The organism is Streptomyces sp. NBC_00028, from assembly GCF_045041065.1.
GTDB lineage: Bacteria > Actinomycetota > Actinomycetes > Streptomycetales > Streptomycetaceae > Streptomyces.
In genome coordinates, this window is record NZ_CP108293.1 from 1,174,377 (window position 1) to 1,188,419 (window position 14,043).

Sequence of the window (14,043 nt, forward strand, 5' to 3'; positions counted from 1 at the left end):
CTGTCACAACAGCTCCTTGTAGGTCTCGTAGTCCGCGTCGGGTTCGCCGGTGGGCCGGTAGTGGTCGGGGTAGCGGCCCCCTTCCGTCCACACCGGTTCGACCCGGAGCCCCATCCGCACCTGGTCGTAGGGGATGCCGCCGATGCGTCCGTGCAGGGCGAGGTCGGCGCCGTCGAGGGCGATGTGGGCGTAGACGTAGGGGACTTCGATGTCGAGGTTCTTCGCCTTGATGTTGACGATGCAGAAGGTGGTGACCGTGCCGCCGGGCCCCACCTCGACCTGCTCCGAGGTGGCGACGCCGCAGGTGGGGCAGGCGCCCCTGGGAGGCACGTAGACCTTGCGGCAGGACGGGCAGCGTTCGCCCACGGCCCGGTGGTCGGCGAGGGCGTTGATGTAGGCGGTCTGGGCGCGGCCGGGTGAGTAGGTGTAGTCGAGGCGGGCGGCGGCGACGATGCCGGTGACCGGGTCCTCGAACTCGCCGCTGTGGCCGGTCGGTTGGGCCGCCTCTCCGTCGTACGGTTCGAAGCAGGCGATGTCGGTGATCGCACCGACGCGGTCCTCGGCCCAGCGGACGCGGACGCGCATGCCGGTGTGCACGGCGTCGGGACCCGGGGCGTCGAGGGCGTGGAGGAGGGCGGTGTCGGCGCCGTCGAGGCGGACGAGGACCCAGGCGAACGGGGTGTCCAACGGCTGGCCGCGGCGCGGCTCGTGGTTCCAGGCCCAGGTGGTGACCGTGCCGGTGGGGGCCACCTCGACCAGGTCGCGGATCTCCTCCGCGGTCACGGGGTCGTACTCCACGGGCGGGACGAGGGTACGGTCGTCGCCGGTGCGTACGCCGAGGACGACGCGGTCGCGCAGGCCGGTCAGGAAGGCGCTCTGGACGGGGCCGAGGGAACGGGTGAAGGGGAACTCGACGACCAGCGGGGCTTTCAGGACTTCCGGCATCGCCGGCCTCCTTCAGTGGCGCTTGTAGACGGGCGGGCGCTTCTCCGCGAAGGCGCGGGCGCCTTCCTTGGCGTCGGCGGTGTCGAACACCGGCCAGCCGCGCTTGAGTTCGGCGGCGAGGCCGTCGGTCTCGGTGAGTTCGGCGGTCTCGTAGACGGACGCCTTGACGGCCTCGACGGCCAGCGGGGCGCAGGAGTTGATCTGTTCGGCGATCTCCAGGGCCTTCGTCAGGGCCGTGCCGTCCGGGACGACATGGCCGATCAGCCCGATGCCGGCGGCCTCGCGGGCGGTGTAGGGGCGGCCGGTGAGGAGCATCTCCAGGGCGTGGGTGCGCGGGATCTGGCGCTGGAGGCGGACCGTGGAGCCGCCGATCGGGAACAGTCCGCGTCTGACCTCGAACAGGCCGAAGGTCGCCGATTCACCGGCGACGCGGATGTCGGTGCCCTGGAGCATCTCGGTGCCGCCGGCGACGCAGTGGCCCTCGACCGCGGCGATCACCGGCTTGCGGGGGCGGTGGTGGCGGAGCATCGCCTTCCAGTGCAGGTCGGGGTCGGCCTTGAGCCGGTCCCGGTACTGCTCGCCCTCCATCCCCTTCCCGGCCAGGGCCTTGAGGTCCATGCCGGCGCAGAACGAGCCGCCCGCGCCGGTGAACACGATCGAGCGGACCGTGTCGTCCGCGTCGGCTTCCAGCCAGCCGTCGTACAGGCCGACGAGCATCGCCAGCGAGAGCGCGTTCTTGGCCTCCGGCCGGTTGAGCGTGAGCACCAGTGTGGCGCCCTCGCGCCGCACGGTGAGGTGTTCCGTGCCACCCATGAACCGTCTCCCCTCTGAAAGAACGAGAACAGGTTGCAGTAGCCGCCCGGGCTCTTCAAGAGTTTTCTGACAGACAGTCAGATTTATTCGCGCGGAGCCTTCACAGTTGGGTCGCCCTTTGCTCTGATGACCGGCAACCGGTGCGGAGCTAGGTCAGGAGGAGCGGTGGAGTACAACCTTGCCGACCTGTTCGAGTCGGTCGTCGACGTGGTCCCGGACCGCGAGGCGCTGGTGTACATCGACATCCCCGGAACGGGTGCGGAGCGCCGGCTGACGTACGCGGAGCTGGACGCGGCGGCCAACCGCATCGGGCACCATCTGATCGACAGCGGGATACGGCCCGGCGAGCACGTCGGCCTGCACATGTACAACGGCATCGAGTACCTCCAGGCCGCGCTCGGCTGTCTCAAGGCCCGGGCCGTGCCGGTGAACGTCAACTACCGCTACGTCGAGGACGAGTTGGTCTATCTGTACCGGGACGCCGATCTGGTGGCCCTGGTGTTCGACGCGGAACTCACCGACCGGGTGGCCGCGGCGCTGCCGCTGACGGAGAAGCTGCGGCACCTGGTCCGCGTGGGGGACGCCACGCCCGGCGTGGACGCTGTGGCGTTCACGGACGCCGAGGCCGCCGGATCGCCCGAGCGCGGGTTCCCGGGGCGCTCGCCCGACGACCAGTTCATCATCTACACCGGCGGCACCACGGGGATGCCGAAGGGTGTGATGTGGCGTCAGGAGGACCTGTTCTTCTCGGGGATGGGCGGCGGCGCGCCGACCGGTGAGCCGGTCAGGAAGCCCGAGGAACTCGCCGAGCGGGTCGCCGCGGGCGGCTCGGGGATCACCTTCTTCCCCACTCCCCCGCTGATGCACGGCACCTCCACCCTCACCGCCTTCATCGGCTTCAACTTCGGCCAACGGATCGTGATCCACCGCAAGTTCGTGCCCAAGGAGGTGCTGCGGACCGTCGAGAAGGAGCGCGTCACCAGCATGTCCCTGGTCGGCGACGCGATGCTGCGCCCGTTGATCGACGCCCTCGAAGGGCCCATGAAGGGCACGGACATGTCGTCGATGTTCAGCGTGTCGTCGTCGGGGGCGATCATGTCGGACACCGTCCGCCGGCAGTTCCAGGCCCTCGTCCCGAACGTGATGCTGCTCAACAACTTCGGTTCCTCGGAGTCCGGCTTCAACGGCACGGCCACGGACGACTCCGGCCCGGAGCGGGGCTTCCGCGTCCGGGTCAACTCCCGTACTCAGGTGGTCGATCCCGCCACCCACGAGCCGATCGCGCCGGGCGAGGTGGGCCGCGTCGCCCAGTGCGGCCACGTACCGCTGGGCTATTACAACGACCCGCGGAAAACGGCCGAGACCTTCTTCGAGAAGGACGGCGAGCGCTGGGTGCTGCTCGGCGACATGGCCACCGTCGACGAGGACGGTGTCGTCGTCGTCCTCGGGCGGGGTTCCCAGTGCATCAACACCGGCGGCGAGAAGGTGTACCCCGAGGAGGTCGAGCAGGCGCTCAAGTCCCATCCCGACGTGTACGACGCGTTGGTCGCGGGGGTGCCGGACGCGCAGTGGGGCCACCATGTGGCGGCGGTCGTACAACTGCGGGACGGCGCGTCCCAGCCGTCGCTCAACGACATCCAGACCCACTGCCGGACCCAGCTCGCCGGATACAAGATCCCCCGGCAACTGGTGATCGCGGAGGCCATCCGGCGCTCCCCGAGCGGCAAGGCGGACTACCGGTGGGCGCGGGAGGTCGCGGCGCGGGCGGAAGGGTGAATTCCGCTCGCCTCGGTTGAACCGTTGGTGACGCACGGACGTACTGGTGATGGCAGGCTCGCTCATAGGGCCCTGTTCGTGATGCCATCGCAAGACCGTACGGAAGGACCGCCGGGTGTCGCTCTTCACACCTCGCTCTCGTCAGTCGTCGGACAGCACCACATCGTCGGACGTCACCGAGGGCGAGGAGCCGGCTGAGACGGAAGCGACACAGGAGCCGCAGGAGCCGACGCGGCCGGGGAAACCCGGCTGGTTCGGCTGGCGCCGCCGCTACCCCCGTACCGCACGCGGGGTGACCATCGGTACGACCGTGCTGGCGGCCCTGCTGGTACTCGGGGCGCTGCTCGTGCCCAACCGCCTCGACTGGATCAGGTTCGAGTCCTTCCTGCGGCTCCCCGTCGAGGCGATCCTCCTCGCGGGGCTGCTCCTCGCGTTGCCCGGGCGGGCGCGCCGGATCACGGCCGTCGTCTCGGGTGTGGTCGTGGGGCTGTTCACGGTCGTCAAGTTCCTCGACATGGGCTTCCGGCAGACCCTGGCCCGCCCCTTCGACCTGGTCTTCGACTGGATCCTGCTGGACGACGCGGCGGATTTCGTCCGGGAGTCGTACGGCCGTTCGGGAGAGCTGCTCGCGATCACCGCGGTGATCGTGCTGTTCGTGTCCGTACTCGCCCTGTGCACGCTCTCCGTGGTGCGGCTGTCGAACCTCATGGCCCGGCACCGCGCGGTGGCCGCCCGGACGACGCTCGTCCTCGGCACCGTCTGGATCCTGTGCTTCACCATGGGCGTGCAGTTCAGCGGGCTCACCTTCGCCACCAAGGGCAACATCACGTTCGTCGCCAACCGGGTCCAGCAGGTGCACGACGGGCTCGTCGACGCCAAGGTCTTCGAGAAGCAGGCCAAGGTCGACGCCTTCGCGAACACGCCGCCCGACCAGTTGCTCACCGGGCTGCGCGGCAAGGACGTCCTGTTCACCTTCATCGAGAGCTACGGCCGGATCGCGATCGACGACCCGGCGATGGCCCCGCAGATCGACGCGGCGCTCCAGGACGGCGACAACCGCCTCAAGGCGGCCGGTTTCCAGTCCCGCAGCGGCTGGCTCCGCTCGCCCGTCACCGGCGCGGGCAGCTGGCTCGCGCACTCCACGTTCCTGTCCGGTCTGTGGGTGAAGAACCAGCAGCGGTACCGCAGTCTGACCACCGGCGACCGCGCGACGCTCACCAGCTACTTCCAGAAGACCGGTGCCTGGCGGACGGTCGGGATCGTGCCGGGGGTGCGCAAGGCGTGGCCCGAGGGCAAGTACTTCGGCCTCGACCACATCTACGACTCCACCCACCTCGGCTACAACGGCCCCTACTTCAGCTGGACCCCAGTGCCCGACCAGTTCAGCCTGGAGTCCTTCGAGCGCCTTGAGCACGGCAAGGAGAACCGCGACCCGATCATGGCGGAGATCATCCTGGCCTCCAGCCACAACCCCTGGTCGCCCATCGCCCACATGATCGACTGGGATCAGCTCGGCGACGGCTCGGTCTTCGAGCAGATCAAGAAGGAGGGGACGGACCCCAAGGAGGTCTGGAAGAGCGCGAAGCGGGTGCGCACCGAGTACCGCAAGGCCATCGAGTACTCGCTGCAGAGCCTCACCGAGTGGGTCGAGCGCTACGGCGACGACAACACGGTCCTCGTCTTCCTCGGCGACCACCAGCCCGTCCCGACCGTCACCGGCGGCGACACCAACAAGGACGTGCCGATCACGATCGTGGCCCGCGACCCGAAGGTGCTGGACCGGATCTCCGACTGGGGCTGGAACGAGGGCCTCAAGCCGGCCGGGAACGCGCCGGTGTGGGGGATGGACACGTTCCGGGACCGCTTCATGACGGCGTACGCGAAGTAGCGCGTCAGCCGGTGAGGAAGGGTTCCACCGCGGCGAGGTACTCCTCGGGGTGGGCCTCGTGCACCAGATGTCCGGCCCCGTAGACGGTGACGAGCCGCGCGTCGGGAATCGCGGCGGCGACGGCCGCCACCTGATCCTGCGGGATCAGGCTGCTCGGCCCGCCCCCGATCACCAACGTGGGCGTGGTGATCCGCCCCATGTGGTCCCACCACACCGGATCGGGGGCGTTCCGCTGCCGGTCGGTGTCCCGCACCATGTCCCAGTCGAACGCCAGGTCACCGTCGGGCCGTTCGGCGGGCGGCCGGGGCGGGTCGAGAGGGAAAGGCGCCGGTACGTCCTCCAGGACGAGGCGTCGTACGAGGCCGGGGACGTGCTGGGCGAGGAGGTAGGCGACGGTGCCGCCGAGGGAGTGCCCGACGAGGTCGGTCCGCCGGATGCCGAGCGCGCCGAGGAAGCCGTGGACGTCGTCGCGCATCGCCTCGCACGCGTAACTGGCCGGCCACTCGCTGCGCCCGTGACCGCGCAGGTCGGGGGCGTACACCCGGCGCGGCCGGGCGGCGAGGCGTTCGGCGATCGGGGTCCAGTCCGCGCCGTCGGCGCCACGGCAGTGCAGCAGGACGACGGGCGGCGCGTCCTCGGGGCCCCAGGTGCGGTACGCGAGGGTGATGCCGTTGGCCTTGACAGTGTCCATGCCGGGGACGGTATCCGGGGCCGCGGTGGGCCACGCCCTACTCTGCCGAGGGCAGAGGTTGCCCGAGGAACGCGGCGACCCGTCGTACGAACCACTCCGGACCGTCGAGCCACGGGTAGTGCGCGGCGCCGGGCTGGACGGCGAACTCCGCGTGCGGGAACAGCTCGGCGGTGCGGCGGGCCAGCTCGGGCCTGGGAGCTCCGTCGAGTTCACCGGCGAGGACGAGAACGGGGGCGGGCAGCCGGGTGAGCGCGGCGCGGGTGGCGGGCGGGTCGTAGGCCCCCGCGGAGCCGTACACCTCACCGGCCGCGTCGTTGAACTCCTCGTCGCCGCGGGCGTGATGTTCCTCGGCGACCTTGTCCCAGCGGCCGTAGAAGAAGGGCGCGAAGGCGGCGTCGTAGTCGCCCGTCCCACTCAGCCACGCCTCGTACGCCGCGAACGCCTCCGCGAACCACGGTTCGTCCTGCCGCAGCCGCGCCGCGGCCAGCCGGTCCTCGACCGTGCCCGTCGTCCCAAGGGCCCATGGGTTGGCGGTGACCAGCACCAGCCGCCGCACCCACTGCGGATACCGGGCCGCGTACAGCATGGCGAGACTGCCACCGGCCGAGTGCGCGAGCACATCCATGCGCTCCAGCCCCAGCTCGACCCGCAGTGCCTCCACGTCGTCCACGAGCCGGTCGCACCGATACGTCGCCGGGTCCGTCGGCACGGCCGACTCACCGGTCCCCCGCAGATCCAGCAACACCAGCCGCCGGCGCGCGGCGAGACCACCCAGCTCACCGAGGTAGCGCGAGGCCTGCATCGGCCCTCCGGGGAGGACGACGAGCGGGGCGCCGTCGCCCTTCAGGTGGTAGGCGAGAGGGGTTCCGTCGGGCGCGGTGAAGGTGGGCATGCCGGTGATCCTCATGAGCGACCGGCGTCGACGCAACGGATTTCGTCGAAAAGTCTCAGCCCCTCTTGCTTGATCTCCCCCGGACTGGATTACTGATCCCGGAGAGATCGACCGAATGATCGGTCGCCCGGATTGGTGTGGTTGGTGAGGGAGGCGTCCCGATGGTGGATGCGGTGGAGCTGCTGGACTCGGGGGAACGGCTGGACGGGGCGGCGTTGCGGGCGCTGCAGTTGGAGCGGTTGCGGGCGTCGCTGCGGCTGGCGTACGAGCATGTGCCGTTCTACCGGGAGTCCTTCGACAAGGCGGGCGTCCATCCGGACGACTGCCGGTCGCTCGCCGACCTCGCCCGGTTTCCGTTCACCACGAAGGGCGACCTGCGCGAGAACTACCCGTACGGGATGTTCGCCGTGCCCCGGGATCGCATTCGGCGCATTCACGCCTCCAGCGGGACGACCGGCCGTCCGACCGTCGTCGGCTACACCGACGGCGACCTCTCCCTGTGGTCGGACATGGTGGCCCGCTCCCTCCGGGCCGCGGGCGCGCGGCCCGGCGACACGGTCCATGTGGCGTACGGATACGGGTTGTTCACCGGCGGACTCGGCGCGCACTACGGTGCCGAACGGCTCGGCTGTACGGTCGTCCCCGCCTCCGGCGGCATGACCGCTCGCCAGGTCCAGCTGATCCAGGACCTCCGACCCCGCGTGATCATGGTGACGCCGTCGTACATGCTGACGATCCTCGACGAGTTCGAGCGGCAGGGCGTGGACCCGCGCGGCACCTCCCTGGAGGTCGGTGTCTTCGGTGCCGAGCCGTGGACCGAGCAGATGCGCCGGGAGATCGAGGAGCGGTTCGCGATCGACGCGGTCGACATCTACGGGCTGTCGGAGGTGATCGGCCCGGGCGTGGCGCAGGAGTGCGTGGAGACCAAGGACGGACTGCACGTGTGGGAGGACCACTTCTATCCGGAGATCGTCGACCCGGTCACCGGCGAGGTGCTGCCGGAGGGTGAGAAGGGGGAGCTGGTGTTCACCTCGCTCACCAAAGAGGCCATGCCCGTCATCCGTTATCGCACCCGGGACCTCACCCGCCTGCTGCCGGGGACCGCTCGTGTCTTCCGCCGCATGGAGAGGGTCACCGGGCGCAGTGACGACATGGTGATCCTGCGGGGCGTCAATCTCTTCCCCACGCAGATCGAGGAGATCGTGCTGCGCACGCCGGGTGTCGCGCCCCACTTCCAGCTGCGGCTGACCCGGGAGGGGCGGCTCGACGCCCTCACTGTGCGCGCGGAGGCCCGGCCCGACGCCACTCCGGAGGAGCGGGAGACCGCGGTACGGTCCATCGCCGCCGCCGTGAAGGACGGCATCGGCGTATCGGTCACCGTCGAGGTCGTCGAACCCGAGTCGCTGGAACGGTCGGTGGGCAAGATCCGGCGGATCGTCGATCTCCGGAACGCTCGTTAGGCGAGCCTGTCGCGCAGCTCCCGCTTCAGGATCTTCCCGCTCGCGTTGCGCGGCAGCTCGTCCACGAACACCACCCGCTTCGGCGCCTTGAAGTGGGCGAGCTTCTCCCGGGCGTGGGCGATCAGCGCCTCCTCCGTGACCTCGCCGCGCGGTACGACCACCGCCGTCACCGCCTCGATCCAGCGCTCGTCGGGCAGCCCGATGACGGCGACCTCGGCGACGCCCTCGTGGGTGTAGAGCGCGTCCTCGACCTGGCGTGAGGCGACCAGTACGCCACCGGAGTTGATGACGTCCTTCACCCGGTCGACGATGGTGAAGTAGCCGTGCGCGTCGCGGACCGCGAGGTCGCCGGAGTGGAACCAGCCGTCGCGGAAGGCGTCGGCCGTCTCCTCGGGCTTGTCCCAGTAGCCCTCGCACAACTGCGGGGACTTGTAGACGATTTCACCTGGGGTGCCGTCGGGGACGTCCTTGCCGTCCTCGTCCACGACCCGCGCGTCCACGAAGAGGACCGGACGGCCGCAGGAGTCCATCCGGCCCTTGTGTTCGTCGGGGGCGAGGACGGTCGCCAGCGGGCCGATCTCGCTCTGGCCGAAGCAGTTGTAGAAGGCGAGCTTCGGGAGGCGTTCGCGCAGGCGCTCCAGGACCGGCACCGGCATGATCGAGGCGCCGTAGTAGGCCTTGCGCAGGCCGCCGAGGTCGCGGGTGGTGAAGTCGGGGCGGTTGGACAGGGCGATCCACACGGTGGGCGGCGCGAAGAGACTGTCCGCCCGGTCCGCCTCGATCAGGTCGAAGAGACGGTCGCCGTCGGGGGCGTCGAGGATGATGTTCGTCGCGCCGACCGCGAGGTAGGGCAGCAGGAACACGTGCATCTGCGCCGAGTGGTAGAGCGGGAGCGAGTGCACGGGGCGGTCGCCGGCGCTCAGGTCGAGGGCGGTGATCGCGCTCAGGTACTCGTGCACCAGGGCGCGGTGGGTCATCATCGCGCCCTTGGGCAGGGCGGTCGTACCCGAGGTGTAGAGCAGTTGGACGAGGTCCTCGCTGCGCGGCTCCGGGCCGTCGTACGCGGCGGCCTCGGGCAGCCGGGCGAGCAGGGAGCCGTCGGCGTCCCGCAGGGCCAACGACCGTACGCCGTCGGGGAGTCGGGCGGCGAGGCCGGGGTCCGTGAGGACCAGCGTGCTGCCCGACTGGCCGACGATGTACGCGAGGTCGTCGCCGGTCAGGTTCTGGTTCACCGGCACATGCACGAGGCCGGCGCGGGCGCAGGCGAGGAAGGCGATGAGGTAGGCGTCGGAGTTGTGGCCGTAGGCGCCGACCCGGTCACCGCGCGAGAGACCCTCGCCCAGCAGCAGGCTCGCCGCCCGCGAGACGGCGTCGTCGAGTTCCTCGTACGTCCAGGAGCGGTCGCCGTACTCCACCGCGACCCGCGCCGGGGTGCGCCGGGCGGTGCGTCGCAGCACCCCGTCAACCGTGCTGCCGTGTCCAGACGTCATACAGGACAACCTACCCGTTGGTACGCTCAACCGCTCCTTCCCTCAATGACGTTGGGAGGCACCATGCGCACCCGCCTCAGACGCGCCGTCGTCGCGGCCGTCGCCCTGCTCACCGCCACCACCGCCCTGCCGGCCGCCGCCGCTCAGGGCCGGGACCGCCAGCAGCAGCACCCCTCGCACGGCGGTCTGTCCGCCACCATCCGCTATACCGAGTACGGCATTCCGCACATCGTCGCGAAGGACTACGCGGACCTCGGCTTCGGCACCGGCTGGGCGCAGGCCGCCGACCAGGTGTGCACGCTCGCCGACGGTTTCGTGACCGTACGGGGTGAGCGGTCCCGTTACTTCGGGCCGGATGCCGCTCCGGACGGCTCGCTCTCGTCGGCCGCCAAGAACCTCTCCAGCGACCTCTATTTCAGGGGCGTCAGGGAGTCCGGCACGGTGGAGAAGCTGCTCGCGACACCGGCGCCGGCCGGGCCGAGCCGGCAGGCCAGGGACCTGATGCGGGGCTTCGCGGCCGGGTACAACACCTGGCTGCGGCAGAACCGAATCACCGACCCGTCCTGCAAGGGTGCCGCCTGGGTCCGGCCGGTGACCGAACTCGACGTGGCGGCCCGTGGTTTCGCGCTCGCCGTGCTCGGCGGCCAGGGGCGGGGCGTGGACGGCATCACGGCCGCCCAGCCGCCTACGACGACGGCCACGACCGGAACTCGGGACGCCCGGCCAACGACAACGGCCGCCACCGAAACTCCCTCCGCCGAGGACACCGCCCGCGCGGCCCGCGAGCTCCTCGCCGCCGACTCCGCCGACATGGGCTCCAACGCCGTCGCCTTCAGCGGCGCCACGACCGCGAACGGCCGTGGTCTGCTGCTGGGCAACCCGCACTACCCCTGGCAGGGCGGTCGCCGCTTCTGGCAGTCGCAGCAGACGATCCCGGGTGAACTGAACGTCTCCGGCGGCTCGTTGCTCGGTTCGGCGACGGTCTCCATCGGCCACAACGCCCGGGTGGCGTGGAGCCACACCGTCGCCACCGGCGTTCCCCTCAACCTCCATCAGCTGACCCTCGATCCGGCCGATCCGACGGCGTACCTCGTGGACGGCGAGTCGGAGCGGATGACCAGGCGCACGGTCACGGTCGAGGTGCAGGACGGCGTCCCGGTGACCCGCACCCAGTGGTGGACCCGGTACGGCCCGGTCGTCACCTCGTTCGGCGCGTCGGTCCCGCTGCCCTGGACGACCACGACGGCGTACGCCCTGGGCGACCCGAACGCGGCCAACCTGCGCGCCTCCGACACCGCGCTCGGCTTCAGCAAGGCGCGCGGCACGGCGGACGTGCTGAAGTCCCTCCAGCGGACGCAGGGGCTGCCGTGGGTGAACACGATCGCCGCCGACGCGGCCGGTCACTCACTGTTCACCCAGTCCCAGGTGCTGCCCCGCATCACCGACGAGCTGGCCCAGCGCTGCTCCACCCCGCTCGGCAGGGTCACCTACCCGTCGGCCGGTCTCGCGGTCCTCGACGGCTCGCGCGGCGACTGCGCGCCCGGCAGCGACGCCGACGCCGTACAGCCCGGGATCTTCGGCCCGGCGAAGATGCCGACCCTCGCGGACGCGCCGTACGCGGAGAACTCCAACGACAGCGCGTGGCTGGCCAACGCCGAGCGGCCGCTGACCGGGTACGAGCGGATCTTCGGCACGACCGGCACACAGCGGTCGATGCGGACGCGCGGGGCGATCGAGGACGTGGCGGCGCTGGCGCAACGCGGCGATCTGACCGTGCGGGACCTTCAGCGGCAGCAGTTCGCCAACCGGGTGCCGGCCGGTGACCTGATCGCGGCCGACGCGGCGAAGGCCTGTGCCGCGTTGCCGGGCGGCACGGCAACGGGCAGCGGCGGCAAGGCCGTTGACGTGTCCGAGGCCTGCGGCGTACTGGCGGAGTGGGACCGTACGGCCAACACGGACAGCCGGGGCGCGCTGCTCTTCGACCGCTTGTGGCGCCGCCTCCCCGCGGCACAGCTGTGGAAGGTCCCGTTCTCCGCGTCCGATCCGGTCGGCACCCCGAACACCCTCAACACCGACACCGCGGCCTTCACCGCCGCGCTCGCGGACACGGTCGCCGAGCTGCGCGCGGCGGGCATCGCGCTCGACTCTCCTCTGGGTGAGCACCAGTTCGTGGTCCGCAACGGCAAGCGCATCCCCGTCCCGGGCGGCACGGAGTCCCTCGGTGTCTGGAACAAGGTCGAGCCGGTGTGGGACGCCGCGAACGGCGGCTACACCGAGGTCTCGACCGGCTCCAGCTACATCCAGGCCGTCGGCTGGGACGGCAGCCGCTGCCCGGTGGCCCGCACCCTGCTGACGTACTCCCAGTCGTCGAACCCCGGCTCGCCGCACTACAGCGACCAGACCGGCCTCTTCTCGCAGGAACGCTGGGTGACGTCCCGGTTCTGCGAGAAGGACATCCTGTCGTCGCCCTCGCTGCGGGTGGTGCGGGTGCGCTCGTGACTCAGACCGGCCGGGTACGTCCCTCCCAGTACGGGTCCCGCAGACGGCGCTTGTACAGCTTGCCGTTGGGGTCGCGGGGCATCTCGGTGATGAAGTCGACGGTCTTCGGGCACTTGTAGCCGGCGAGGTGCTCGGCGCAGTGGGCGAGGAGGGCGGCGGCCAGCTCCGGTCCGGGTTCCTGACCCGGTGCCGGTTCGACGACGGCCTTGACCTCCTCGCCCCAGTCGTCGTGCGGGATGCCGAAGGCGGCGGCGTCGGCGACGGCGGGGTGGGCGAGGAGGGCGGACTCTATCTCCGCGGGGTAGATGTTGACGCCGCCGGAGATGATCATGTCGATCTTGCGGTCGCGGAGGAAGAGATAGCCGTCCTCGTCGAGATAGCCGAGGTCGCCGACGGTGAAGAAGTCGCCGATGCGGTTCTTCCTCGTCTTGGTCTCGTCCTTGTGGTACGCGAAGCCGCCGGTGTTCATCTTCAGGTAGACGGTGCCGAGTTCACCCGCCGGCAGCCGGTTGCCGTCGTCGTCGAAGATCGCCAACTCGCTGATGGGCCAGGCTTTTCCGACCGTGCCGGGTTTCTTCAGCCAGTCCTCCGCGGTGGCGAAGGCGCCGCCGCCCTCGCTGGCCGCGTAGTACTCCTCCACGCACGGCCCCCACCAGTCGAGCATCGCCCGTTTGACGTGGTCGGGGCAGGGGGCGGCGCCATGGATGGCGTGCCGCATCGAGGAGACGTCGTACCGTGCGCGGACGTCCTCGGGCAGGGCCAGCAGACGGTGGAACTGGGTCGGAACCATGTGGGTGTGCGTGCAGCGGTGGGCGTCGATCAGGCGCAGCATCTCCTCCGGTGTCCACTTGTCCATCAGGACCAGACGGTGGCCGATGTGCAGGGACGCGCTCGCGAACTGGAGCACGGCCGTGTGGTAGAGCGGCGAGCAGACGAGATGGACGTTGTCGTCGTACGGCTTGATGCCGAAGATGCCGAGGAAGCCGCCGAGGTAGGCCTCTTCGGGAAGCTTGCCGGGCAGGGGGCGGCGGATGCCGCGGGGGCGGCCCGTGGTGCCCGAGGTGTAGTTCATGACCCAGCCGAGCTCACGGTCGACGGGCGCCGACTCCGGTTGCCCGTCGAGGAGTTCGGCGTACGGCCGGAAGCCCTCGACCTCGCCGACGGAGTACCGGTGGGTGGCCGGGAGCCCGGCCTCGTCGACGGCCTGGCGGGCGGGGGCGGCGAAGCGCTCGTGGGCGAGGAAGACCTTGGCGCCGGAGTCGGCGACGATCCAGGCGATCTCGGGGCCCACGAAGTGGTGGTTGATCGGGACGAGGTAGAACCCGGCCTGGGTGGCGGCCAGATGGGCGGTGAAGAACTCGACGCCGTTGGGCAGGACGACCGCGAAGGCGTCTCCGCGGCGCAGTCCGGCCGCGCGCAGCCCGTGCACGAGACGGTTGGCGGCGGCGTGCAGCCGGCCCGCGGTCCACTCCTCGCCGTCGGGAGCGACGAGGACGGTCCGGTCGGGGTCGACGCCGGCCTGGGCCCAGAATCCGGCGGGGGGTGTGCTCGTGGTGCTGGTCACTGGCCGCTCCTTCCGACGGGGGGTT

General features: G+C 70.6%; 10 protein-coding genes. 4 read left to right on the forward strand and 6 right to left on the reverse strand.

All coding sequences use genetic code 11. The features are described from left to right. Positions 1–3: 3 nt before the first annotated feature. Together OG885_RS05225 and OG885_RS05230 are read right to left on the reverse strand one after the other, a co-directional pair. On the reverse strand, positions 4–945 hold the full coding sequence (locus OG885_RS05225; RefSeq protein ID WP_405726707.1) for a Zn-ribbon domain-containing OB-fold protein: 942 nt from the start codon (positions 943–945) through the stop codon (positions 4–6). Between the two features lie 12 nt (positions 946–957). After that, positions 958–1,758 (reverse strand): crotonase/enoyl-CoA hydratase family protein, encoded by an 801-nt coding sequence (locus OG885_RS05230; RefSeq protein ID WP_405726710.1) that lies wholly within the window; start codon positions 1,756–1,758, stop codon positions 958–960. Positions 1,759–1,923: 165 nt separating this feature from the next. Between OG885_RS05230 and OG885_RS05235 the strand changes: the two genes are divergently transcribed. Together OG885_RS05235 and OG885_RS05240 are read left to right on the forward strand one after the other, a co-directional pair. Continuing rightward, positions 1,924–3,534 carry an acyl-CoA synthetase gene (locus OG885_RS05235; RefSeq protein WP_405726713.1) on the forward strand — a complete coding sequence of 537 codons (1,611 nt, stop codon included), beginning with the start codon at positions 1,924–1,926 and terminating at the stop codon, positions 3,532–3,534. Between the two features lie 115 nt (positions 3,535–3,649). After that, on the forward strand, positions 3,650–5,422 hold the full coding sequence (locus OG885_RS05240) for a sulfatase (protein ID WP_405726716.1): 1,773 nt from the start codon (positions 3,650–3,652) through the stop codon (positions 5,420–5,422). Positions 5,423–5,426: 4 nt separating this feature from the next. On the opposite strand, the gene OG885_RS05245 is transcribed toward OG885_RS05240, so the two are convergent. Both OG885_RS05245 and OG885_RS05250 read right to left on the reverse strand, forming a co-directional pair. Further along, entirely contained in the window at positions 5,427–6,113 is a 687-nt protein-coding gene (locus tag OG885_RS05245; RefSeq protein ID WP_405726719.1) for an alpha/beta fold hydrolase, read from the reverse strand. A gap of 37 nt (positions 6,114–6,150) precedes the next feature. Continuing rightward, a complete protein-coding gene (locus tag OG885_RS05250) occupies positions 6,151–7,005 on the reverse strand; it encodes an alpha/beta fold hydrolase (RefSeq protein WP_405726722.1) in 855 nt (284 codons plus the stop codon). A 161-nt stretch (positions 7,006–7,166) separates the two neighbouring features. Between OG885_RS05250 and paaK the strand changes: the two genes are divergently transcribed. Then, positions 7,167–8,465: a phenylacetate--CoA ligase PaaK gene (paaK, locus tag OG885_RS05255; protein WP_405726725.1), complete on the forward strand. Its 1,299-nt coding sequence runs from the start codon at positions 7,167–7,169 to the stop codon at positions 8,463–8,465. On the opposite strand, the gene OG885_RS05260 is transcribed toward paaK, so the two are convergent. Next, positions 8,462–9,955 carry an acyl-CoA synthetase gene (locus OG885_RS05260; RefSeq protein WP_405726728.1) on the reverse strand — a complete coding sequence of 498 codons (1,494 nt, stop codon included), beginning with the start codon at positions 9,953–9,955 and terminating at the stop codon, positions 8,462–8,464. The two genes, paaK and OG885_RS05260, sit on opposite strands and share 4 nt — an antisense overlap. 63 nt (positions 9,956–10,018) lie before the next feature. Here OG885_RS05260 and OG885_RS05265 point away from each other — a divergent pair, with 63 nt between their 5' ends. After that, a complete protein-coding gene (locus OG885_RS05265) occupies positions 10,019–12,454 on the forward strand; it encodes a penicillin acylase family protein (protein WP_405726731.1) in 2,436 nt (811 codons plus the stop codon). Between the two features lies 1 nt (position 12,455). On the opposite strand, the gene OG885_RS05270 is transcribed toward OG885_RS05265, so the two are convergent. After that, entirely contained in the window at positions 12,456–14,018 is a 1,563-nt protein-coding gene (locus OG885_RS05270) for an acyl-CoA synthetase (protein ID WP_405726734.1), read from the reverse strand. Positions 14,019–14,043 lie beyond the last annotated feature (25 nt).